This window comes from Luteibacter rhizovicinus DSM 16549 (assembly GCF_001887595.1).
Classification (GTDB): Bacteria; Pseudomonadota; Gammaproteobacteria; order Xanthomonadales; family Rhodanobacteraceae; genus Luteibacter; species Luteibacter rhizovicinus.
Genome location: NZ_CP017480.1, coordinates 4,028,295 through 4,051,778, shown reverse-complemented (window position 1 = coordinate 4,051,778; position 23,484 = coordinate 4,028,295). Strand labels below are relative to the sequence as shown.

20 protein-coding genes are annotated in these 23,484 nt (G+C 63.4%); 11 read left to right on the top strand and 9 right to left on the bottom strand.

The annotated features are described in order from the left end of the window. Position 1: 1 nt before the first annotated feature. Complete coding sequence (locus tag BJI69_RS18420; protein WP_052767175.1) at positions 2-2,113, bottom strand: NHL domain-containing protein; 2,112 nt, start codon at positions 2,111-2,113, stop codon at positions 2-4. Positions 2,114-2,278: 165 nt separating this feature from the next. Here BJI69_RS18420 and BJI69_RS18415 point away from each other — a divergent pair, with 165 nt between their 5' ends. Then, on the top strand, positions 2,279-4,381 hold the full coding sequence (locus BJI69_RS18415) for a phosphocholine-specific phospholipase C (RefSeq protein ID WP_046967656.1): 2,103 nt from the start codon (positions 2,279-2,281) through the stop codon (positions 4,379-4,381). Positions 4,382-4,541: 160 nt separating this feature from the next. Then, positions 4,542-4,991: a putative adhesin gene (locus tag BJI69_RS18410; RefSeq protein ID WP_046967657.1), complete on the top strand. Its 450-nt coding sequence runs from the start codon at positions 4,542-4,544 to the stop codon at positions 4,989-4,991. Between the two features lie 64 nt (positions 4,992-5,055). On the opposite strand, the gene maiA is transcribed toward BJI69_RS18410, so the two are convergent. The 5 genes from maiA to BJI69_RS18385 form a co-directional block, all read right to left on the bottom strand. Next, positions 5,056-5,724, bottom strand: a complete 669-nt coding sequence (maiA, locus tag BJI69_RS18405) for a maleylacetoacetate isomerase (RefSeq protein WP_052767176.1) — start codon at positions 5,722-5,724, stop codon at positions 5,056-5,058. A gap of 79 nt (positions 5,725-5,803) precedes the next feature. Then, positions 5,804-6,688, bottom strand: a complete 885-nt coding sequence (locus tag BJI69_RS18400) for a DMT family transporter (RefSeq protein ID WP_046967658.1) — start codon at positions 6,686-6,688, stop codon at positions 5,804-5,806. A 39-nt stretch (positions 6,689-6,727) separates the two neighbouring features. Then, positions 6,728-7,198: a cyanase gene (cynS, locus tag BJI69_RS18395; protein WP_046967659.1), complete on the bottom strand. Its 471-nt coding sequence runs from the start codon at positions 7,196-7,198 to the stop codon at positions 6,728-6,730. Between the two features lie 28 nt (positions 7,199-7,226). Then, positions 7,227-7,865, bottom strand: coding sequence for a carbonic anhydrase (locus BJI69_RS18390; RefSeq protein WP_046967660.1), 639 nt, complete (start codon positions 7,863-7,865; stop codon positions 7,227-7,229). Between the two features lie 92 nt (positions 7,866-7,957). Continuing rightward, positions 7,958-8,341: a winged helix-turn-helix transcriptional regulator gene (locus BJI69_RS18385; RefSeq protein ID WP_046967661.1), complete on the bottom strand. Its 384-nt coding sequence runs from the start codon at positions 8,339-8,341 to the stop codon at positions 7,958-7,960. Positions 8,342-8,423: 82 nt separating this feature from the next. On the opposite strand from BJI69_RS18385, the gene BJI69_RS18380 reads away from it, so the two are divergent. The 3 genes from BJI69_RS18380 to BJI69_RS18370 all read left to right on the top strand — a co-directional run bounded on the left by BJI69_RS18380 (position 8,424) and on the right by BJI69_RS18370 (position 12,132). Continuing rightward, positions 8,424-9,578 carry an alkene reductase gene (locus tag BJI69_RS18380; RefSeq protein ID WP_046967662.1) on the top strand — a complete coding sequence of 385 codons (1,155 nt, stop codon included), beginning with the start codon at positions 8,424-8,426 and terminating at the stop codon, positions 9,576-9,578. Between the two features lie 68 nt (positions 9,579-9,646). Then, positions 9,647-10,372 carry an SDR family oxidoreductase gene (locus tag BJI69_RS18375; protein ID WP_046967663.1) on the top strand — a complete coding sequence of 242 codons (726 nt, stop codon included), beginning with the start codon at positions 9,647-9,649 and terminating at the stop codon, positions 10,370-10,372. 176 nt (positions 10,373-10,548) lie between these two features. Beyond that, positions 10,549-12,132 carry an SDR family NAD(P)-dependent oxidoreductase gene (locus BJI69_RS18370; protein WP_046967664.1) on the top strand — a complete coding sequence of 528 codons (1,584 nt, stop codon included), beginning with the start codon at positions 10,549-10,551 and terminating at the stop codon, positions 12,130-12,132. A gap of 20 nt (positions 12,133-12,152) precedes the next feature. On the opposite strand, the gene BJI69_RS18365 is transcribed toward BJI69_RS18370, so the two are convergent. After that, the gene (locus tag BJI69_RS18365) at positions 12,153-12,851 is read right to left on the bottom strand and encodes an O-methyltransferase (protein WP_046967665.1); all 699 of its coding nucleotides are present in this window, start codon (positions 12,849-12,851) and stop codon (positions 12,153-12,155) included. Positions 12,852-12,987: 136 nt separating this feature from the next. Here BJI69_RS18365 and BJI69_RS18360 point away from each other — a divergent pair, with 136 nt between their 5' ends. Further along, on the top strand, positions 12,988-13,800 hold the full coding sequence (locus tag BJI69_RS18360; protein WP_046967800.1) for an AraC family transcriptional regulator: 813 nt from the start codon (positions 12,988-12,990) through the stop codon (positions 13,798-13,800). A gap of 42 nt (positions 13,801-13,842) precedes the next feature. On the opposite strand, the gene BJI69_RS18355 is transcribed toward BJI69_RS18360, so the two are convergent. Further along, positions 13,843-16,146 (bottom strand): TonB-dependent receptor, encoded by a 2,304-nt coding sequence (locus tag BJI69_RS18355; RefSeq protein WP_046967666.1) that lies wholly within the window; start codon positions 16,144-16,146, stop codon positions 13,843-13,845. Positions 16,147-16,487: 341 nt separating this feature from the next. Here BJI69_RS18355 and BJI69_RS18350 point away from each other — a divergent pair, with 341 nt between their 5' ends. The 4 genes from BJI69_RS18350 to BJI69_RS18335 all read left to right on the top strand — a co-directional run bounded on the left by BJI69_RS18350 (position 16,488) and on the right by BJI69_RS18335 (position 20,320). Continuing rightward, positions 16,488-16,937, top strand: coding sequence for a YybH family protein (locus BJI69_RS18350; protein WP_046967667.1), 450 nt, complete (start codon positions 16,488-16,490; stop codon positions 16,935-16,937). Positions 16,938-16,939: 2 nt separating this feature from the next. After that, positions 16,940-17,518, top strand: coding sequence for a helix-turn-helix domain-containing protein (locus BJI69_RS18345; protein ID WP_046967668.1), 579 nt, complete (start codon positions 16,940-16,942; stop codon positions 17,516-17,518). Positions 17,519-17,587: 69 nt separating this feature from the next. Next, the gene (locus tag BJI69_RS18340; RefSeq protein ID WP_052767178.1) at positions 17,588-19,390 is read left to right on the top strand and encodes a glycoside hydrolase family 97 protein; all 1,803 of its coding nucleotides are present in this window, start codon (positions 17,588-17,590) and stop codon (positions 19,388-19,390) included. Between the two features lie 36 nt (positions 19,391-19,426). Then, entirely contained in the window at positions 19,427-20,320 is an 894-nt protein-coding gene (locus tag BJI69_RS18335; protein WP_211258498.1) for an alpha/beta fold hydrolase, read from the top strand. 4 nt (positions 20,321-20,324) lie between these two features. Here BJI69_RS18335 and BJI69_RS18330 read toward each other — a convergent pair whose 3' ends face one another. Further along, a complete protein-coding gene (locus tag BJI69_RS18330; RefSeq protein ID WP_046967669.1) occupies positions 20,325-21,059 on the bottom strand; it encodes a TetR/AcrR family transcriptional regulator in 735 nt (244 codons plus the stop codon). A gap of 219 nt (positions 21,060-21,278) precedes the next feature. On the opposite strand from BJI69_RS18330, the gene BJI69_RS18325 reads away from it, so the two are divergent. Beyond that, on the top strand, positions 21,279-23,459 hold the full coding sequence (locus BJI69_RS18325; RefSeq protein WP_046967670.1) for a TonB-dependent receptor: 2,181 nt from the start codon (positions 21,279-21,281) through the stop codon (positions 23,457-23,459). Positions 23,460-23,484 lie beyond the last annotated feature (25 nt).

The window sequence follows — 23,484 nt, the reverse complement described above, 5'->3', positions numbered from 1 at the left end:
CTCAGCGCAGGGTGATGGCGACATCGCGACGGCGCTCGGCGAGGTTGCCCGACCAGTCGCTCGCCACGATGCGAATCAGGTAATCGCCCGGCGGAAAGACGCTCGCATCCCATGCGCCGTCGCCGACGTCGCCATGGCGAAGCACATGCGTCGCGGCGTAGATGAATCGCGTGCGGGCACTGCCGTGTACGGTCTCGCCGCTGTCCGGTGCATAGATCACGCGCGCCGCATCGTCGTCTTCAGGTAGTACATCGAAGACGATATTCATCCGCGCCGCTCCGAAGGCGGGCAACGGCGTACCGTCTGCGGCGAGCACCTGGTAGCCGATGGCGTATAGACCCAGGCGCCGCCGTGCGAGATTGCCGTCGACCTGGTCCCAGGCTTCGACTGCGATCTGGATACCTCCTGCGTTACGGGGAACGATCAATCGGTTCGCCACCTTCGTGCGCAGGACCGTACCGGCGGCATCGCGCAATTCCACGGCGTCGATGGTCGGCGGGATGTGATCGACGAAACCGGTGAATCCCAGTGAGAAAGCATTGCGATTGGCAACGTTCCCGGTCAGCGAGAGATGGGTATGCGCCATGGCGTTGACCGTGCCCAACACCTCGCCTGCGTGAAAGCGCGTACCGCGGCGTACCTGGACACGTTCGGGTTTGCCGTCGTCGCCGGCAAGGATGACGAAGCGCTTCGGATCCAGTGACTGGCCCCGCGCATTGCGGCCGACACGCATGTGGATGTAGTCGATGCGATCGATCGCCAGCCCTTCGTTGAGCTTGCCGAATCCCCAGGTCGACAGTGGATCACTCACCTTGCCGTCGGCGATCGCATGGACCTCGTCGCCGACATCCGCACGCACGTCGAGCCCACCGTGCAGGTGATCGCGGCTTTCACCCTTGTCGTTGCCACGCACCTCGCCGAGCACGCCGACGATCTCGTGCCAGGCATCCTGTGGCGCGATCGGCCAGCGGCCCTCCGTGACGGGAAGCGGTGCGTCGGGCGCGGGCCCCATGGGAGCGGGGAGTGCAGGCGCCGGTGCGTCATCGACACGATAGATCCGTGCGGACGCAGCGTCGGTCACCACAAGCCGGTTGCCATCGAAGGCGAGCGAAGCCGGCTGTCGCATCGCCTGGTTACCTTCCTCGCCCGTGAGGACGCGCAAGGTGCCGTCGTAGCCGTAGCGCAAGACGCGGCCGTGCACGGCTTCGGTGACATACACCGCATCGGCATCCGCGACGATACCGAGCGGCCGGCGCAAAGGCGCATCGTCGTCTTCGCGAGACGACTGGGCCAGGGTGCTGACCGTGCCATCCGGGGCGATACGACGGATGGCGCGATTGCGGGTGTCCGCGACCCAGATCGATCCGTCCGGTCCGATCGCGAGCGAACACGGTGTGTCGAACCGGGCTTGGGTCGCAGCGCCGTCCTGATAGCCGGGGGCACCACCGGCGATCGTCGTGACCGTACCGCTGGCGTCGATGCGGCGGATGCGATGGTTATAGGTATCGGCCACGTAGACGTTGCCGTGGCCGTCCACCGCCACGCCGAGGGGACCATTGAAGCGGGCGTCGTGACCGGCACCGTCGCGGTCGCCGGGTCCATGCCCGCCGGCGATCGTGGTCACCGCCCCCTTGGGATCGATGCGGCGGATCGCATCGTTGCCGGTGTCGGCCACGTAGAGGGTCCCGTCGGTATCGATGGCGAGTCCCGATGGGGTGTCGAAGCGCCCCACGCCCGCCGGACCGTCGGCCAGGCCGGAGACAGAGCCGGAGAACGTCTCGCTGCGTCCTGTTCGGTCGATGACGCGAATGCGATCGTTGTCGCCGGCATCGGCCACGAAGACACGCCCGTCGGCCGCCACGGCGATGCCCCAGGGATCGGAGAAGCGCGCGGGCGAGCCGTCGCGGAACCCGGCCACGCCGTCACCGGCAAGCAGTGCCAGATGGGCAGGATCCTGTGCGAAACGATGCACTACGCCCGCATCGCGGATGGCCGCCGACGGCGAAGCTGCGTCGACCGAACGATCCGGATGGCTACGGCGCAGGCAGCCGATCCCGAGAGCGATGACAAGAGCCAGCAGGGCGAGCCCTATCCATTTACCGCGTCTCACCATCGAGGTTCCGTCCAGGGCATCCGGCAGAGGATAACGCACGGAAGTGTGATGGCCGACGCGATTTCAGCCTGCGGACACGGGGTGCCTCCGCCAACGTGCGAAAACTGTCATAACCCGCCGCGATACTCCATGGCGCAGGGGATCACGACAACGCACGGGGCACGCATGACCATCCAGGATCGGCGGCACTTCCTGAAGATTTCGCTTGGCGCCGCGGGCGCCGCTTTCGCGGCCTCGGTCGTGCCGCCGTCCATCCAGAAGGCGCTCGCGATACCCGCGGCACGCCGCACGGGGACGCTCAAGGACATCGAACACGTCGTCATCCTCATGCAGGAGAACCGTTCGTTCGATCATTACTTCGGCAGCATGCGCGGCGTGCGCGGCTTCGGCGATCCCCGAACGCTCACCCTCGGCACGGGGCGCTCGGTGTGGCATCAGCCGGTGACCGCGGGCAGTGACGACTACCTGCTTCCGTTCCGTCCCAAGGCGGACAACCTCGGCCTGCAATTCATCGATGACCTGCCGCACGGCTGGAACGACACCCACGCGGCCTTCAACGCGGGCAAGTACGATCAATGGGTGCCCTCGAAAGGCACGACCACGATGGCCCACCTGACGCGCCAGGACATTCCGTTCCACTATGCGTTGGCCGACGCGTTCACCGTATGCGACGCCTACCACTGCTCGATCCTTTCCTCGACGGATCCGAATCGTTACTACATGTGGACCGGCTACGTCGGCAACGACGGACAGGGCGGCGGACCGGTGCTTTCCAATGCGGAGCTCGGGTACGACTGGACCACCTACCCGGAACGCCTGGAGGCGGCGGGCGTGTCATGGAAGATCTATCAGGACGTCGGTACCGGCCTCGACGCGGCGGGTGGCTGGGGCTGGGGTTCCAATCCCTACATCGGCAATTACGGCGACAACTCGCTGCTTTATTTCGATCAGTACCGCAATGCCGAGCCCGGCAATCCCCTTTACGACAAGGCGCGCACTGGCACGAACACGCTTAACGGCCAGTCGCTGTTCGACATCCTGCAAAAGGACGTCATGGCCGATCGCCTGCCGCAGGTCTCGTGGATTGCGGCGCCCGAAGCCTATACCGAGCATCCCAGCTGGCCGGCCAATTATGGCGCCTGGTATATCGACCGCGTGCTCGATGCGCTGACCGCCAATCCGGAAGTCTGGAGCAAGACGGCGCTGTTCATCACCTATGACGAGAACGATGGTTTCTTCGATCACGTGTTGCCGGCCTATCCACCGGCGTCACGCGATCGGGGCCTGTCCACGGTCAGCATCGACGGCGAAGTCTATCCGGGCGGCAACGGCTTCAATCCCGGCGTGTACGGCCTGGGCGTGCGTGTTCCGATGCTGGTCGTCTCGCCGTGGAGCAAGGGCGGCTGGGTATGCTCGGAGACTTACGATCACACCTCCATCCTCCGTTTCCTCGAGCAGCGCTTCGGCGTGCGCGAACCGAATATCTCGGCCTGGCGGCGCGCTGTCTGTGGTGACCTGACGCGGGCCTTCGATTTCGAGGGCCACGACGGACGCGTGCCCGCCTTGCCCTCGACGAATGCGTACGAGCCTGACCGTGGCACGCACAGCGATTTCAGCCCGACGCCGCCGACCGACCAGCACCTCCCACGACAGGAACGCGGCCAACGGCCGGCGCGCGCACTGGCCTACGCACTGGAAGTGACGGGCAAGCTGGATCAGGGGCAGGGACGTTACGTCCTCGACTTCGGGAATTCCGGCGAGATCGGCGCCTGCTTCGCCGTCACCTCGTCACTGCGTTCCGACGGGCCGTGGACGTATACGGTCGAGGCCGGCAAGTCGCTGTCCGACTACTGGACCAGCTCCGACAGCGGCGATGCCTACGACCTCAGCGTACTCGGGCCGAACGGTTTTCTCCGCCAGTTCAGTGGCAAGCAGCCGGCAAAGGCCGAGGATCACCGGCGGCTCGCGTTGCCTGAGGTCACGATGTCGCCGGGCCGTCATGCGGGTGAACTGCATCTAGTGCTCAGTAATGGCGGTGGACGTCCTTGCGCTATCACCATCGAGGCCAACGCGTACCTGCACCAGGCGCCGCAGCGCTATTGGCTGCAGCCCGGCGAGCACGTGGATGCACGTTGGGATATCGGTGGATGCGATCACTGGTATGACCTGAGCGCGACCTCCGACGCCGATCCTTTGTTCTTGCGCCGATTCGCCGGGCATCGGGAGACCGGGAAGCCGTCCGTTTCCGATCCGGCGCTGGGCGGGTGAGGTGCGAGGTTAAGGTTTCTTCGCTCGCGTAATCAGCTTTTTACCGATGGGGCAACAAGCCACTTCGCCGCGAACATGATGCCGCCCGCCATGCCACGCATGGCGGCCATCGTCGCGGCGAAGCGCCGCGGCATCCCCTACCGGCGAAAAGGAACGCATCATGTCACTTCAGACCACGACCAACGATTGGGTCATCAGCGGCCACGGCTCGACCTCCACCGCGACGAAGCCCGCGGAAACCACGGTACCGGCGCACGTGCGCCTGGTGCTGCTCGCTCCCACGGGGGCTTTCCTCAGCAACCGGCTGGGCCAGGCGCTGGAGCGCGGCGTCAAGATCGACAAGCTGGTGCTTCGCCAGAGCGGTCGTGACAACTCGCATTCGCCGAGTGTCTACGAGCCGGGCAGCAAGGCGCCCAACCTGACGCTGCACTTCATCGGCCCGCGCGATATCGGCACGCCGACCGTTCCCCATGTCATCGGTGTGGCCGTGGATACGCAGCTCAACGATATCTGGGCGCGCATTCCGGCCAGCTCGAAGGTCGTCACGGTTTACTGGGCTGCCTGTTCGAATGTCGACAACGATCCGCACGGCCCGACCGTCGACTATTAAAGCTGACGTCTGACGCGATGCCCGGCGGGGCCGTCGGCCCCGTCCGGCATGCAAGGGGCGCGGTTTACGCGTCGCGAGGTGCGCCTTCCTGAAGCAGCGGATGCGCGCGAGCGAACGCATCCAGCGCGGCGCAGTTCGCCGCGATGTCGCGCAGGGTCGGCATGCTGTCGAGGTCGACCTGCAAGGCCTGCGCACGGAACACGATGCTCACCAGGCAGATGTCCGCCATGGTGGGCGTGTCGCCGTGGCAGAACCTTCCCGTCTGCGGGTCGGTCGCCAGTCGTCGTTCCAGGCTTTCCAGGTTCGATGTCAGCCAGTGGACCTGCCATGCCTGCCACGCGGCCTCGTCAAAGCCGCCGTGCAGGGAGAGGTACTTCTTCACACGCGGTGGCAGCAAGGAATTGGTATCCGTTACCAGCAAGGCAGATAGGGAGCGGACCCGCGCGCGGCCGTGCAAGTCGGACGGGAGCAGCGGTGGCTGGGGGACCTTTTCCTCGAGGAATTCGAGAATCGCCATCGACTGGGTCAGCGGCGGATAGCCATCTTCGACAAGCGCGGGAATCACGCCCGCCGGATTGATGGACAGATACGCGGGCGATGTTTGCTCACCTTTTTCCAGATCGACGAACCGCTCGTTCGCGACCAATCCTTTCATGTTCAGCGCGATCCTTACCCGGTGGGTGGCCGCGGTACGCCAGAAAGCGTAGAGCTCGAAGTCTGCGTTGGTTGACACGGAAGATCCTGCTGTCGTTGAACTGCCTGGAGCATGGGGCGTCCGTTTTTCAGCGTCCAAGACCGGTTCGTTATCCGTGTCATAGGCTCTTCTTATTGCCCATGCCACTCACGGCGAACAGCCCCGCGACGATGAACGCCATGCCCAGCCATTCGCCAGGCGTCGGTGTTTCGTGCAGGATCGCCCAGGCCATCAGGACACTGATCACGGGTACCGCCAGCGATGACACCGAGACCACGGCCGTCGGGAGCTTGCGTACGACCAGCAGCCACAGCGTCCATGCAAGACAAGTCGCCAGCAGCACCGAGTAAGCCAGGCCCGCGATGAAGGTCGGGCTCCATTCGATGGATCGCTGGGGAACGAGCAGGGCGACGACGCCCAACGCGGCGGCACCGAATGCCATCTGCCAGGCCGTAAAGGTGAGCGGATCCGGCCGATGCCGCTGGAACATGTGCTTGCTGGTCACGGTACCCAGCGCCCAGCAGGCGCCGCTCACCAGAGCGATTCCCGTACTGAGCGGATTGCCCAGGCCGTTCCATGGCGCGATGACGCAGGTGAGGCCGACTGCGGCGAGCGCCAGTCCGATCCAGTGCCGGCGTAGCGGGCGCTCGCCGAGGAAGGCCCAGGCGAAGAGCACGGCCCAGAACGGCATGGCGTACGCGAGCAGGACCACGTGGCCCGCACCGCCGGAGATCAGGGCGAACTGGCCCAGACCCTGGAAGGCGGCCGTCTGGGCGAGGCCGGTGACGAGTGTCCCGACGATGGGAGGTGGCGCCAGTGGCCGACGCAACGCTACCAGCACGACGAAGAGAAGCACGGCGCCGATGCTGTAACGCAGGGCCGAGAAATCGAATGGCCCTGCGTAGCGCAGCACGACCTTCATCACGATCCAGCTGAAGGCCCAGATGACGACGGTGGCGCTCAGCGCGACGACTGAGCCGGTGGATGCTTTTGCTTCATTCATGCCTAAGCCTACAACCACGTTGCTCGTCGACTGAAATCCTCAGAACGGTTTGGTCGGCAGGTACTTTCCGTCCAGCGTGATCACGGCGCGCTCGCCACCATCCGGATCGGCGACCTTCTTGACGTCGAGCTTGAAGTTGATGGCGCTGATGATGCCGTCGCCGAATTTCTCGTGGACGAGCGCCTTGAGCGTGGTGCCGTAGACCTGGATCATTTCGTAGAAGCGGTAGATGGTCGGGTCGGTCGGGACGCCGCCTTCGATGCTCCCACGTACGGGAATGGTCTGGAGCAGGGCGATCGCATCCGCATCCAGGCCTAGCTTCTTGCCGACGATCTCGGCAACGTTGGCAGGAAGAGGATGCTGGCCGAGCAGCGCAGCCGTGACGAAGGCTTCGGACAGGCCGGTGCCCTCGGCGATCTGGGCGAAGGTAAGCGACTTCTTCAGCTTGGCCAGCACGATGGTGTCGGCGAGGTCCAGGCGGGAAGCGTTGCGATACTGGGACTGGGTCATGGCGGGTCTCGGCGTGTGGGGTGGGGAATCAAGCGGCTTCGCGGGCGGAGGGATGGCCGGCCAACGGAACGAAGCTGCCGGTGGACGCGTCATAGGCATCGATACGGCCACTCTCGATGTCGTAGCACCAGCCATGCAGGGCCAGGCGACCTTCCGCCAGCGCGAGGCGGACGGACGGATGCGTCTGCAGGTTCGCGAGCTGGGCGATGACGTTCTCGCGAATCATCGCGTCCGCCTTGGCGGTGGCGCTGGCATGCGACCGCGCTTCGTTGACGACGCGCGCCGAGTCCGCATAGCTGAGCCAGTGAGCGACGGCCGGCATGTGCGTCATGCAGGTGCAGTTCGCGACGGCGGTCATGGCACCGCAGTTGGAGTGCCCGCAGACGACGATGTCCGAGACCTTGAGCGCGGCCACGGCATATTCGACGGTCGCCGTGACACCGCCGGGTTCGGGCCCGTACGGCGGCACGATGTTGCCGGCGTTACGGATGACGAAGAGCTCGCCGGGTTCTTGCTGGGTAACCAGCTCCGGCACCATCCGGCTGTCCGAGCAGGAAATGAACAGGGTGCCGGGGCTCTGCTGATCGGCCAGGTTCTTGAACAACGTTGCCCTGGCGGGAAACGCGTCGCGCTGGAACTTAAGGATGCCGTTGATGAGGTCTTTCACGCTGGGCTCTCGGTCTGGCTAGTGAAAGCGAGACTAGGCCCGTGGCGTCATAACGTAAAAGACCGATATCCAATCGAGTCCATCGGTTTTTCTTATGGGCTGCCGATGTCCGGGCGGACCACGGCGTCGCAGGGCAGCAGGCGATCGGTGTCGTCGAGTTCCTCGGCATGGTGTTCGCCCCACTGTCGCATCTGCGCGATCAGCGATTCGAGACTCATGCCCAGCGGCGTCAGCGCGTAATCGACGCGGCGCGCATCATCCGCCCCGGCCTTGCGATAGACCACGCCGTGCTCCTCCAGCGCACGCAATTGCTGGATCAGTACTTTCTGGCTCAGCGACGGAATGTGCTTCTCCAGTTCGCTGAGACGCTTCGGGCCAGTCAGCAGCACGGAGATGAGGACGCCTTTCCAGCGGCCCGAAATGACACCGAGCGTTCGCTCCAGGGGTAGGCCAGGCAGGTGTTTGCTGATTTTCATGTTGCACACCAATGGGTGTGTGGATAGGGCGATTCAAGCGGAATAGCGTACGCCGATCACATCCCTTCTTGAGGAACGATCGATGACGACCTTGTTTGAGACCCACGCGCTTGTTAACGACACGGTGTTGAAGAATCGCGTCGTGATGGCACCCATGACCCGAACCCGGACCTCGAAGGGTGACCTTCCGAACGCACTCATGGCCACCTACTACGGCCAGCGCGCCAGTGCGGGACTGATCGTGTCCGAGGCGACCGATGTGTCCCCGTGGTCGAAAGGCTATGCGTGGACGCCCGGTATCTACACGGACGCCCAGGTCCAGGGGTGGCGCCTGGTGACCGACGCGGTTCATCGCCGCGGTGGGACGATGTTCATGCAGGCCTGGCATGTGGGTCGGCTCGCGCACACCTCGACGCTGCCGGGCGGCGAGTCGCCCTGGGGAGCGACCGCCGAGCGCGCGAGTGATTCGGATGTGTTTGCCCATGATGAGGAAGGCAAGCTCACCTTCATACGTGCCAGTACACCGCGCGCGATATCAACCGCCGAAGTGGCCGTGGTCGTGGGCGAGTTCGCTCAGGCCTTCACCAACGCGAAGCGCGCTGGATTCGATGGCGTCGAAATTCATGCGGCCAATGGCTACCTGTTCGAGCAGTTCATGAACTCGGTATTGAATACACGTACCGACCAGTACGGCGGTCAGTCGCCGGAGAATCGCACCCGGTTGCTCCTTGAGGTCGTCGACGCGGCGATAGGTATTCTCGGCGCGGGCAGGGTAGGTATCCGGCTGTCGCCCTTTGGTCGGTACGGCAGCATGCCGGCCGATCCGAAGGTCGAAGAAACACTGTTTTACCTTTGTCGCGAACTGAACCGTCGTGGCATCGCGTACCTGCATCTTCTCTACCAACTGATGCCCTCGGGTAACGCCCAGGACAGCCACTTCAACGAGTCGCACCTTAGCGAGTCTTTGTTGCGGAAGCTCCGTGATGGCTTCGCGGGAAGCATCATCTGGTGCGGCGGGTTCGATGCCGCGACGGCGCAAGCGGCGCTGGATAGCGGGCTGGTCGACCTGATCGCGTTTGGCCGTCCTTACATCGGCAATCCCGATCTGGTCGAACGCCTTCAGCAGCGCTGGCCGCTCGCCGAAGCCGACAGGTCGGCCTACTACACGCGGGACGGCGAGAAGGGCTATACCGACTTTCCGGTGAGTGATACGACGTATAACCCAGTGTTTTCCTAACAGACCCTATAAATGCGTGAACGCGCCACCACCTTGCTGGTGGCGAGATCCCATCACCTGTGAGACTTATGAGCAAGAAAACCTATCTTCTTACTGGCGCGACCAAGGGCATCGGGCGCGCTATCGCCGAGCGACTGGCCGCGGCGGGCCACCACGTCGTGGGCGTGGCGCGAAACATCGACGAGCCGGATTTCCCCGGCGAACTCGTTTCGATCGATCTGTTCGACCGCCAGGACACCGCGAAGCAATTGGCCGGGCTGGTATCAAAACACCGCTTCGACGGCCTGATCAACAACGTCGGACTGGTCAAGCTGGACCGCATCGACGACCTGAAGCTGGACGATCTCGATATCTCGTTCCAGGCCAATCTCGTATCTGCCGTCCAGGCCGTACAAGCCGTGTTGCCCGGCATGCGCGAGCGGGGTTTCGGCCGCATCGTCAACATCACGAGCCTCGTCGCGCTCGGCGGCTACCAGCGACGTACGACGTACGCAGGTACCAAGGCTGCACTGACGAGTTTCACGCGCAGCTGGGCGTTGGAGCTGGCCGAGACCGGGATCACGGTGAATGCCGTCGCGCCCGGGCCGATCGAAACCGAACTGTTTCGAGCAAATACACCCGCAGGGAGCGACGCGGAAAAGGCCTTCCTGGCCAGCGTGCCGATGCGCCGCCTGGGCCAGCCTGACGAGATTGCGGCGGCTGTCGCGTTCCTGCTTTCCGACGATGCGTCGTACATGACGGGCCAGACCTTGTTTGTCGATGGTGGCGCTTCCATCGGACGCGCCGCCATCTAACCGATGCTGGACCGCGATGGGGGGCCGGGCGGTCCGCGGCCCGGTCCCGCAAGGCATGACGAGGCACCTATCTGAGCAAAGCCTCGCCATTACGGGCAAAATAGGCGGCTCAGTCCGTGGGACAGCGCGTTCCCGTGTCTGGCGACGTACTGATTTTCTCGTTACGGAACAAGATCTTGAACACTCATACCGCGCCGAATGACGGCGTCGACGTCGATTCCGATGCCTTGCTGCTCGAGCGCTTGCGCGCCGCGGCACAGCTGCTCGAGTCGGTAGCCGCCGATCGGCTACTGCTCGACAGGCTGCCGGCGGATGACCGCCAGCGCCTGTACCAGGCGGTGGCGCAGGTCTATCACCCCGATCCGGGCGAGCGCCGTATCCGGTTGAAAGCTGCGCAGAAAGCGCGGCATGCCTCGAAGATCCAGGTCGAAGACACGGTGCTCAATCAGACCGGCATCCGCGCACTGCGTCGGAAGCCGGTATTCACCACGCCGAACGTGTTCGCGCCGGAAGGCTTCGAGGCCCATGACGTCGCGCCCGATGCCGACGCCACGCATCCTCGTGTATTGATCGAGCCCAAGCACTGCTATGTGTGCAAGCAGAAGTACTCGGCGATTCATTTCTTCTACGACCAGCTGTGCCCGACCTGTGCGGCGTTCAATTACGCCAAGCGCACCGAGTTGGTCGACCTGCGCGGGCGCGTCGCGCTGCTGACTGGCGGTCGTGTGAAGATCGGCTATCAAGCAGGCCTGAAACTGCTGCGCGCGGGCGCGGAGCTGATCGTCACAACGCGCTTCCCGCGCGACTCGGCGGCGCGCTATGCCGAGGAACCGGATTTTGGTGAGTGGGGCCATCGCCTGCAGGTCTATGGACTCGACCTGCGCCACACGCCCAGCGTCGAAGCTTTCTGCCAGGAACTCGTCGCCACGCGGCCGCGGCTGGACTTCATCATCAACAACGCCTGCCAGACCGTGCGTCGTCCGCCCGAGTTCTATGCGCACATGATGGAGGGTGAGACTGCCGCGTTGCACGACATGCCCGAGCACGTGCGCAAGCTGGTCGGGCACTACGAGGGACTGCGTAGCTCGAACATCCTTCCCGAGGCTGGCGTTCCGACGAACGCGCTGACCAGCGCTGCCGCCGACCTCCCCGGCCTGACCCGCGCCGCTGAGTTGTCCCAGGTGCCACTCCTGCCGGAAGAGCTCATCGCGCGAAGCCACTTGTTCCCCGAAGGAAGGCTCGACCAGGATCTGCAGCAGATCGACCTGCGCGAGCGCAATTCGTGGCGTTTGCTGATGGCCGAAGTGCCGTCGGTCGAGCTACTGGAAGTGCAGCTGGTCAACGCGATTGCACCGTTCATCATCAACGCGCGACTGAAACCCTTGATGATGCGCACGCCCGAACGCGACAAGCACATCGTCAACGTATCGGCGATGGAAGGTCAGTTCTATCGCAACTTCAAGACCACGCGCCATCCGCACACCAACATGGCGAAGGCCGCGCTCAACATGATGACGCGCACCTCGGCCACCGATTACCACAACGACGGCATCCACATGAACAGTGTGGACACCGGTTGGGTGACCGATGAAGATCCGGCGGAGCTGGCAGCGAAGAAGGTGCTGGAAGAGCGCTTCCACCCGCCGCTGGATATCGTCGACGGTGCCGCGCGGATCGTCGACCCGATCATCAGCGGGATCAACACCGGCGAGCATGTCTGGGGGCAGTTCCTGAAGGATTATCGTCCGACGGATTGGTGAGTCGGACAGAAGGCCCTCTGCTAATCCAGGATTCGAACAGCGAACTCGTTACCGCGCCCGGCGTCGATCGGCAAAGTCTGCGCGACATAGCCGTGCGCAGGGTCACGGATGTAGCCCAGATAGTCTTCGTCGAAGGCGTTTTCGGCGAGGACCACGGCGCCGGGTCGCAATCGGGGTTCAAGCAGCTTGAGCACCGGCAGGTAGAGCGACCAGGCCCCATCGATCAGTACCAGATCGATGTCGCCAGCGATGTCCTTGAGCGTTTCGAGTGCATCGCCCTGGCGAATGTCCACCAAGTCGGCGAGACCGGCCGATGCGATGTGCGCCCGGGCCCGCGCCACCTTGCCCGGCTCGAGCTCAGACCCGACCAGTTGCCCACCTCCGTTGTCACGCAACGCCGCGGCGAGATAGATGGTCGAGATGCCCATCGACGTACCAAATTCAACGATCCGGGTTGCCTTGGTGGCGCGCGCCATCGCGTAGAGAAAGCGGCCGTAGTCCGGAGTGACCGATAGAAAATGCTCCGCATGGTCGTTATAGACGGCGGGATAGTTCGCCCGTTCGTCGGCGATCAGCTGCGCAGCCGCTTGTTCGATCGTGTCGCCGGAAGCTTCCAGGGCCGCCATCATTTTCTGCATGAAAGGATGGTCCGCGGCCTCGGCATCCTGGTGAAGACGGGTCAGTACTTCGGTGACACGCGCACTGGTCATTGTACTCATGGTGACTCCTGCGCACGCTGGATGCCGGTCGGCCTCTACAGGTGCGATGCGGTACGATACGGGCCGCCAGCCATGACGTCATTACGAAGTATTGACAGATCATTATTCAATTACGCCAATGATTCAGGCAACCATCATGCCGCTACTGACCGAGCTTTCAGGCGAGTCCGACTGGGTTGAACCGGATGACGTGCCCCGCCAGGTTGTCACCTACGGCTTTGCATCGGAGACCTTTGGCGGCTTCGAACTCGAGCCGCATCGCCACGCAAAGAGCCAGCTTCTTCTCGTTCAACGCGGCGCACTGAGTTGCGAGGTTGAGGGCGGTTTGTGGATCGTCCCGCCGCGCAGCGCCATATGGATCCCTGGCGGTGCGGTTCATGCGATGAAGATGACGGGCGCGCTCGAAGGCTACGGTGTGTTTGTCGCCAGCGGCGCGGGCACGAACCTGCCGGCGAAATGCTGCGCGGTGTCGGTGACGCCCTTGCTGCGCGAGTTGCTGATTCGCGCGGCCAGCCTGCCGCTGTTCTATGAAGAAGGCGGTTCCCATACCCGCCTCGTCGCGGTGCTCATCGATGAAATGGCGGCTGCAAAAGCGGAAGACCTGCATTTGCCGATGCCGACGGATGCGCGCCTACGCTGTCTCGTCGATCGCATGATGGCAACGCCGGCTCACCGGGAAACGCTGGACGCCCTGGCCACGAGGGCGGGCATGAGCGCACGAACCATGGAACGGCTCATGAGATCCGAGACGGGCATGAGCCTTGGCCGCTGGCGACAACAACTCAGCGTCATGCTCGCCGTGAAATGGCTCGCTGGGGGCGCATCGATCCAACAGGTCACGGCCGATCTCGGCTACGAAAGCGTACCCAGCTTTGTCACCATGTTCCGCAAGGCCCTGGGTACCTCGCCGGGGCGTTACATGGCGGAGCGCTATTCGGGACTGACTTGACCATGCGAATGCATCAAGCCAGCCCCGTGCCCTACCGCTGAGTCAGTACTGATACTGCAACGTGACGCCAACCGTCCGTGGCTGGTTCAGCGCCACACGGCGCGTGGTCGGCAAGTCCGCCGAGATGGCGACCGGCAGATCCGTCTCGCCACGCTTGTCGAACAGGTTGGTCGCGTAGAGCGAGATATCGAAGCCGTTGCGACCTTCCACGCCCATGCGGATATTGGTGGTGGCGAAGCCGCCGCGGCGATAGAACGGGCTGTCGCGGTCGTACAGGAAGTTTGAATTGCCAACGTAGCTGACATCGGCGCGCATGAAGCCGTCGTACTGCACATTGACCCGGTGACGGTATTCGGCCGAGACCGAACCGGTGAAGCGCGGCACGTTGACGAGACGGTCGCCGTCCTTCGCATCGGTGCCGGGAACGTCGTTTTTCAGGTGCGCGTCGTTGTAGCTGAAGCCTGCACCCAGGGTCACCGAGTTGACGGGCAGGAACTTGATTTCCAGTTCCGCACCCTGGCTGACGGCCTTACCGAAGTTGGCCGTGATGTTGTAGCCGCAACCGAGCACGATCTGCTGCTGCACGTGGTTCCAGTCGATGTGGTAGACGGACGCATCGACGAGCAGGCGCTTTTCCAGCCACGCGCTCTTGAAGCCCAGCTCGTAGTTCCACAAGGTATCCGGGTTGTACTTGTTCAACTGCGACTGGCTGAGGCCGAGGCCGGCCACTTCCGTACCACACAACGCGGCGGGTGCCGGATTGTTCGGGCCACCCGGTCGATAGCCCTGCGAGGCCGTGGCGTAGACCATGTTCTCCGGGCTGATCTGGTACTGCAGGGTGAACTTCGGCGTGCTGCCGTAATCCTTCGAGTTGCTGTGTACCGTGCTCGGGCCACCGTTGAGCAGGCCGTCGCCGCCCTGCGAGAAGCCCTGCTTGACCTCGAACGCACGGATGCCCGCGCTGGCCTTCAGCTTATCGGTGATGTTCCAGGACAGCTCGCCGAACACCGCGTACTCGTCGAGCGTCGCGTTACGTGTACCCGCGTAGATCGTCGAGTAAGCCGGGAACGGATTGTTGAACGTCTGGTTGAAGCCGGCCGGGTAGGGGATCGACGATTGAAGCGGTGCATTCACGTCGTGGTAGAACGCACCGAGGATGCCCTGCACGGGACCGTCGAAGTTGCTGGTTGCCCGCACTTCCTCGGTGAATTCCTTGTTCTTGTAGCTGCCGTACATCGTGGTCGGGTAGACCGTGGGCAAGCTGAAGAAGTAGTTGATCACCTTGGAGCTGTCGTCGCGAATATTGACGTCGCGGGTGAAGTACGAGGTGGACGACATCAGCTCGAACGCATCGAACTGCTTGTGGATCGCGATATTGGAGATCGTCGACTTCTGCACGTTCGCTTCGTTGACGTCGCGCACCTGGTACGGGTTATCGAGCGTCGCGGGGATCTTGTCGTAGGTGAACGGCGATCCCAGCTTCGAGTACTGGTAGATGAAGCTCGGCGTGATGGACAGCGTATCGTCCGGCTTGATCAGCATCGCGACGCGCGCGCCGTAGGTCTTATAGGTGTTGACGTTGTCCTTTTTCTTGCCGTCCGGATCCGCCTCGAGATAATTGGTCGGCGAGATCGGGTAGCGGTCGATATAGCCGTCATCGTCGCGGTAGTAGGCGGACACACGCAGCGCGACCTTGTCCTTGATCAGCGGGACATTGAGCACGCCGTTGACGTTGGCATTGGGACCGCCATGGTAGGTGCCCGAGACGTCCGTCTTGATGCGTGCCTCGACAAAGTCCAGATCCGGCTGATTGGTGACGTACTTGACCGTGCCACCCATGGAGCTGGAGCCGTAGATCGTGCCCTGCGGACCGCGAAGGACTTCGACGCGCTCGATGTCGAACACCGAGGGATCGATGACGCCACGCGTCGACAGCAGCGCGGCATTGCTCGAGGCGGCGATCGGCACGTCGTCGAGGTAATAGCCCACGGTCGCCGCCGAGCCTGCGCTGGACGAGATGCCGCGGATGATCAGGTTGTTTTCGCCGGGACCCGACGACGCGACGGTCAACGCCGGCGCGATGCGCGCCAGGTCGCTGAGGCTGGTCACGCCTTGCCGCTCGAGCTGCTCGCCGGTCAGTGCGGTCATGCTGATCGGCACCTTCTGGATGTCCTGCTCGCGCTTGGCGGCCGTGACCGTGATGCCTTCAAGCGTCTGCGGTGTATCGGACGCCTGGGCTTTTTTCTTTTCGCTGGCGGGGGCGTCCTGGGCACTGGCCACGGTGGAGGACAGGGCTATGGACAACAGGGCCGTGTAGAGCAGCGTGCGCTTAAGATCGTGATTCATGAAACTCCCCCGCAAATCGGCTTGATGGAAGGCTGCCTGTAAGAGGGCAAGCCTTCGGCGCACGCTCGTCGATGCGAGCGTGTTCTTTGAGTGCGTGTGCGTTATCCCCGGGCGTCGATCGCCCTTGCTCGGTTGATGCCGGAACGTCCTGACCGGCAGCGCCTTCGATCCCCTGGCACCGATATAGCCGTCTGAACTGCGATTGCTGCAGTGCACACTCCGTGATTTCGATCAGATCAAAAAGTTTTGATGGAGTCAAGCTTTTACGTTACGATCAGGTTGCAATCGCAGATAGCCATCCAAAAGGGTCGGATCTACTTCTCTCGTGCACAAGGGGTGTCATGAAAACCACGTCCGTTCTTCTCTGTGCCTTGAGCGCAGTGGTGGCGACCGCCACCGTGTCGGCTGAAACACCGGCTGTGCCAACCGCCCAGGCTATCAAGCAGACGCTCGACGCCAGCGCCGCGGCCTGGTCCGCCGGCGATCTGAAGACTTTCATGGAGTGCTATGAGCGTGCCCCGGGCACCCGCTACGTGAGCTCCAGCGGCGTCATCGAGGGCTACGACGCCATCGAAGCCATGTACGCCGCGCGCTTCAAGAAGCCGGGCGGGACTTTTGGCAAGCTCACCCTGGAACTGATCGACGTGAAGCCATTGGGCTCCCAGTACGCCTTCGTCGTCGGCCGATACCACCTCAAGCCGGACACGGGTGCCGAGATCTCGGGTATCACGACGCTGCTGTTTCACAAGGTGGGTTCGCGCTGGCTGATCAGCAGCGATCACAGCTCGTAACGATGGCGGGCGGACGAGCGACGCCGGACAAAGCCGCGGGGCTGAGCATCGGCTCGGCGATTCGCGACCGACGACGTGGCCTGGGTCTCACCCTGAAAGGCCTCGCCGATAGCTCGGGACTTTCCATTCCGTTCCTATCCCAGGTCGAGAGGAATCTTGCGTCCCCGTCGCTGTTGTCCCTGGAAGCCATCGCCCAGGCACTGAACGTCGATGTCGACTACTTCGTCGGCGTCCCCACGCCGGGGCAGATCGTCTGCCGATCCAACGAGCACGACCGGATCGACCTCGAATCGCCGGTCGTCTACGAACGACTGAGCGGCCGGCATGCCGAGCGCAAAATGGAAGCGCTCCGGTTGATCGTTCCGCCCGGCCTCGTGGCACCCACGATTCATAGGGAAGGCGAGGGCTTCTGGTACATCCTCAGCGGCACGCTCGAAATGACGGTCGGTCGGAAGAAGTTCGTTCTGAACGCTGGTGACAGCGCGCACTTCGACCAGCGGCACCCCTACAGCATGCGTAACGTCGGCAAGTCCGAGGTCCGCATGATCTGGGTGGGAACGCCGGCGATATTCAAGGACTGACACCCAGACCCAGACATTCGTATGCGGACTGTGGGATTCTCGACGACTCGCTAACCCAAGGATGCACGCATGTCGCCAGAGCTCCGTTCGCGTGGACTACGCCGCCTCTCCGCCGCATTGGCGGCCCTGGTCGCCGTTCCGGCGTTTGCCAGCCCGCCGCTGGCCACCCTGGTCTTTCGCGACGGCGGCCGGCCCGTCCTTTCGATCACCGATCCGAAGGGCGCGCCGCTGGTGGACGAGACCCTTGGTCTCACCACCGCCGATGCCGACCTCGCGCAGGGCATGACGCTGGCCACGACGCAGACGCGGCAGTTCACCGAGCAGTACCGCATGACGACCGGCAAGCGCCTCGAAAGGAAGGCGAACTTCGCCGAGACGCGTTACTCCTTGCGCAACGCCGCCGGCCAGAAGCTCGACGTGGTCGTTCGGGTAGCCAATGACGGCGTGGCGTTTCGTTATGAGCTCCCCGGCGTGAAACAGGCCACCGTGCTCAACGAGGCCACGAGCTTCGCGATTCCCACCGATGCCAGGGCGTGGCTGCTGCCTTACGGTCCTCAGTACGAAAAGGAAAGGATAGAGACGACGGCCGGTACCGCCGCGTCGGGTGAGTACGGCTACCCTTCCTTGTTTCGCATCGGCCAGAGCTACGTGCTGGTCACCGAGGCCAATGCCGACGGTAGCTACGATGGAAGCCGGCTGTCGCATCTCGTCGGCACGAGCACGTGGAAGCTGACCCTTGCCGATGCGCGCGTCGATAGCAACGGCGTCACCCCCTGGCGCACGGTCATCACCGGTGACCTTGCCACCGTGACGGAATCGACCCTGGTCGATGACCTCGCCGACGCATCGAAACTGTCCGATGTTTCCTGGGTGCGCCCGGGCAAGGTCGCGTGGTCCTGGCTCAGCGAGCACGATAGTCCCTCCGATCCCGTGCGGCAGCGCGCCTATGTGGACTTCGCGGCGCGCAACGGCATCCCCTACGTACTCGTGGACGAAGGCTGGAAGGACGCCTGGGTTCCCGACCTGGTGCGTTACGCCAACGCGAAGCACGTCGACATTCTGCTCTGGTTTCACTGGTCGAACCTCGACACGCCTGCGAAACGCATCGCGGCGTTGACCAAGGTGAAGGGGTGGGGCGTCAAAGGGGTCAAGATCGACTTCATGGAGTCGGATTCGCAGGCACGTTTTCAGTGGTACGACGCGACGCTGGCCGATGCCGCCCGCCTGCAGTTGATGGTGAACTTCCACGGCGCGACCGTGCCGCATGGCCTGGCGCGGACGTGGCCGCACCTGATGACGATGGAAGGCGTGCGCGGTGCGGAGAACGATCCGCCCGCCGTCGGCAATACGATCCAGCCGTTCACGCGGAACGTCGTGGGCTCGATGGATTACACCCCCGTGGCCTTCGACGCCGGACGCAAGGAGGCGAGCATCGCGCATGAACTGGCCTTGCCGATCGTCTTCGAATCCGGCTGGACGCACCTGGCCGATCGCCCGGAGGCCTACGAGTCGCGCCCGGTCGCCCTGGCGTTCCTCGACCAGATTCCAACCGTGTGGGACGAGACGCGACTCGTCGCCGGGACACCCGGCCAGGACGCCGTCTTCGCCCGTCGTCGTGGCAGCCGGTGGTTCATCGGAGCCATTGCCGCAGGGCCTGCGCGCCGGCTTACCGTACCCCTGGCCTGGCTGAAGGGAGGCACATGGCATGCGGACATCGTTCGCGACGGCGTGGGTCGGGGCGATGTCGTGCACAGCGCCCAGAATGTTGCTTCCGATGGCAACTTGTCGTTTGATGTGCCGGTGAATGGCGGCTTCGCGGCCATCGTATGCCCGGCGGAGCAGGCGCAGACGGCGAAGGGCTGCTACGACTAGCGAATGTGCGCTGGCGTGTATCCAGGAGGACGAACCATGTTTCGGACGGTCGCTCGGACACTCATGCTGATGGCGCTCGCGGCTGCGCCGCCGTCAGGGCTCGCCTGGACGCAACAAGCAAGCATGCCGCCCCCTGCCGTGCCGGGCAGCTACGCACGCGTCAATGGGACCGAGCTCCATTACGAAGTTCGTGGCAACGGCCAGCCGCTCGTCATGTTGCACGGCGGGGTCGATCCCTCCGAGATGTTCGGCGCGCCGCTTGTCGAGATGGCGAAGCACTTCAAGGTGATCGCCATCGATGCCCGGGGGCACGGCTTCAGCAAGGATACGAACGCGCCCTGGTCATGCGAGCAGGCCGCCGACGATGTCGCCGCGGTGCTTACGCAGCTCAAGATCGATAAGGCGAGCGTGATGGGCTACTCGTTCGGTGGTGCGATCGCATTGCAATTTGCGATCCGGCATCCCGACAGGCTCGACAAGCTGGTCATCGTCTCGGCGGCGTATGCCAGCAAAGGCCAGTACCCTGAAGTCAGGACCGCGTTCGAGCAGATGCCAGCCATGGCCGATTCGATCGGTGGCGAGATCGCCAAGTCGCCTCTCGGCAAGAAGTATCCCGGCGTCGACTGGCCGACCATGATGCGCAAGACAGGCGAACTCAACCGACAGGACTTCGACTGGTCCACTGGCGTGCGTGGCATCAAGGCGCGGACACTGCTGGTGTTTGCCGATGCGGATTTCATCCGGCCCGAGCACATCGCCGAGTTCTACAAGCTGCTCGGCGGCGGCCAGCGCGATGCCGGTTTCGATGGATCGCTGCGCTCGCCGAACGAGTTGGCCGTCATCCCCGGGACCACGCATTACACCCTTATGGCGTCGCCGGCGGTAACGCAGTATTCGACCGCGTTCCTGGCGCACCAGATCGTGTTGTAAGGGCCTATCGGTCCTTGACGACTTTTCGTCCTTTCTTCCTGGACGCTGCCGCGTAGCGCTCTTCGCCCTCGACGAACTTGTCGTAGTAACGCACGACCATCTCGGCGACTTCCGTGTTGATGACATCGCCGTCCATCGTCGGGTTGTCCACGACCATTTCCGTGGCGGCGTACATCACTTCGGTAGAGAGGCGCATCGCCACGCGCAGGGCTTCCGGGTCCGCACTCGGGTAGCGATCGCGCAAGCCCTTGTACGAGGTCTCGGCCACGTCGTCATGCGAATCCAGACGGATGTGGCGGAGCGTCGGTACCGCGCGAAGCGCGCGCATGATCCACACGGCGCCAGGGAAAGCGAGCGTTGCCGCATTGATCGCGGCCTGCATGTCGCGCAGGCCACGGATGCTCGCCTCGCGTGATCCGTCGTAGTCGAGTGCCTTTTCCTCTTCCAGCCACGCCCGATACGCCTTGTTCTGGCACTTCATCAGGCGCTCGCCGAGCTCGTTGAGAATGGCGTACTTGTTCGGAAAATACCGATAGAGGGCAGGCGGCGAGAGGCCCGCCTGCGCACAGATCAGGTTCGTCGAAAGTCGTTCCACACCCACTTCGCCAAGCAGGCGCGAGGTGACCTCGAGAATCGACTCGAAGGTCTGTTGCGACCGTTGCTGCATGGGCTGTTGCTTCGTGTCCAGCGGGATCGTCGGACGCGCATCGGGCTTCTTCCGACGCGTAGCGCTTTTCATGGGGTGACCTCGACGAGGATCTTCGCAAGTTCTGGCGAAGAGAAGATGGTTCCGGATGATACTAATTTCACGTCAAAACTCTGTCATGTGCACACAGTAGCTTTAACTACTGTTTTCCCCAACCCCCCACCTCCCAGGTATTCCCACATCCCCTCGGGCTCGACAGAGCTGGCCGTGGCGGGTAACCGCGCGGCCGATTTACGCAGGAGTTTCAGCGCAATGCATCACGCCGTACGTTTTGGATTTGGTCTGGCTGCGCTCGCGGCCGCTATCAGCGCCGCCGCGGAAACCACGGAAGCGGATATCACGAAGCAAACGACGAACCTCCAGGGCGTCGCCGTCACCGCGGGCATCGACGACCCGAACCTGGCGCCGCCCGGCAGTGCGGCGGCCCTCGCACCCACGCAGGGCAACCTGTTCGAGATCGAGCCGCAGTCGGTCCTCAGCCGCAACTTCATCCAGACGATCGCCACACCGAAGGCGGACTACCTCGCGCTGCTTGAGCTCACGCCCTCCGCGGTGAACGCGTCGCCGAACGGCGCAGGTCTTTCGAGCAAGAGCGGCACCATTCGCGGCTTCCAGGACGGCGAATACGACGTCACGTTCGACGGTATTCCGTTCGGCGATCCGGGCGCGTTCGGTCACGCCACCACCGCCTTCTTTCCCGGGCCGTCGCTGGACAAGGTGGTGGTCGACCGTGGTCCGGGTACGGCGAGCAACCTCGGTAATGCGACCTTTGGCGGCACCGTGGCCCTGTACTCGGCGCCGACGACCGACAAGCCTTCCGGTGAAGTTTCTGCGATGTACGGCAGCGGTGCCACCTGGCAGGTGGCCGGTTCCGGCAACACCGGCGCGATGAACAAGATCGGCACCGAGGCTTCGGTCAACTACAGCCACACCGAGTCCAATGGCCTGATCGACGATGCGGGCTTCCGCCAGGACAACGTGCTGTTCAAGGTGAAGCAGCCGCTCGGCGAGAACACGACGCTGACCCTCGTCGCCGATTACAACAAGGTGAAGTGGAACACGTTCACCGCCCAGCCGAAGAAGCGTACCGACATCCTCGGCCTGGAGTTCGGCGGCCTGAATAACGATCCGACGTCGCAGGGCTTTGCCAACTACAACATCGACGATCGTCATGCGGACTTCGAATACCTCCAGCTCCATGGCGACTACGGCGACTGGCGCGTCGACAACAAGTTCTATACCTATGGCCTGCGCGACAGCGGCCCGGGTGGCGTCGACCTGCTCGGCAACACACCGAACATCGCGCTGTTGCCCAACGGGGGTGTCCCGGGCGCGATCAACCACAGCCGTTACCGCGCGGCAGGTGATTTCCTCACGGCCGAGAAGGACCTCGGCAGCGGCTGGCTCGAGAGCACCCTGAAGGCCGGTATCTGGGCCGAGCGCACCTATCAGGTGCAGGACCAGGTCACCGTGGATCTTTCGACGATGACACCGCGCGTCCTCAAGGGCGAACCGAACGCCAACATCATCGATACCAGCCAGCACACGAATACCACGCAGAGCTACGTCGAGATCAACTGGCACCCCACGGAGAACCTCAGCATCGTCCCGGGTGTGAAGCAGATCGTGTTCGACCGCACGCTGGACGGCGTCTCCAACTTCCTGCCCGTCGGTGGCGATGGCCACTTCGCGACCACGCTCACCTCCGTGGCGGCCAACTACCGGTTCTCGTCGAACATCGCCGTGTATGCGCAGGTCGCCAAGGGCTTCCAGGCACCCAAGGTCAACGTGATCCAGGGGCCGGCCGGCCATATCGATCCCCAGACCACCACGAACTACCAGGCCGGGCTGGTCTGGAAGACCCCGACCACCGTGGCGGACATCGACGTTTACTACATCGACTTCGGCAACCTCGTCAGCAGCATCGACGAGCCGATCGGCCCGGGTGGCTCGTTGATCAGTGTGTTCGTGAATCAGGGCGGCGTGGTCTACAAGGGCGTGGAAGGTGAGCTGACGCATATCCTGGGCGATACCGGCTTCAGCGTCACGGCGAACGGCAGCGTCAACAGCGCGTACTCCAAGACCACGCACCTGCAGATCTCCAACTCGCCCATGTCGACGGCCGATGTCGGCTTCATCTACGACCAGGGTCCGCTGTACGGCTCGTTCCTGGTCAAGTACGTGGGCACGCGTTTCACCGGTGTGGGCGAGACCAGCGGTGCCACGTACAACCCGAACACCAAGCTGCCCAGGTACAACTACACCAACTTCAATATCGGCTATCGCTTCACCCCTGACCTGAGACTGCAATTGTCGACCAATAACCTGTTCGACCACCGCACGGCAATCCAGGGCAACGGCCTGGCGAAGGATCCCACCTTCTACTACCTCGCTGGTCGCAACTACACCGTGCAAGCCACCTATACGTTCTGATCGTCAGGTTGAACAGGAAAGTCCA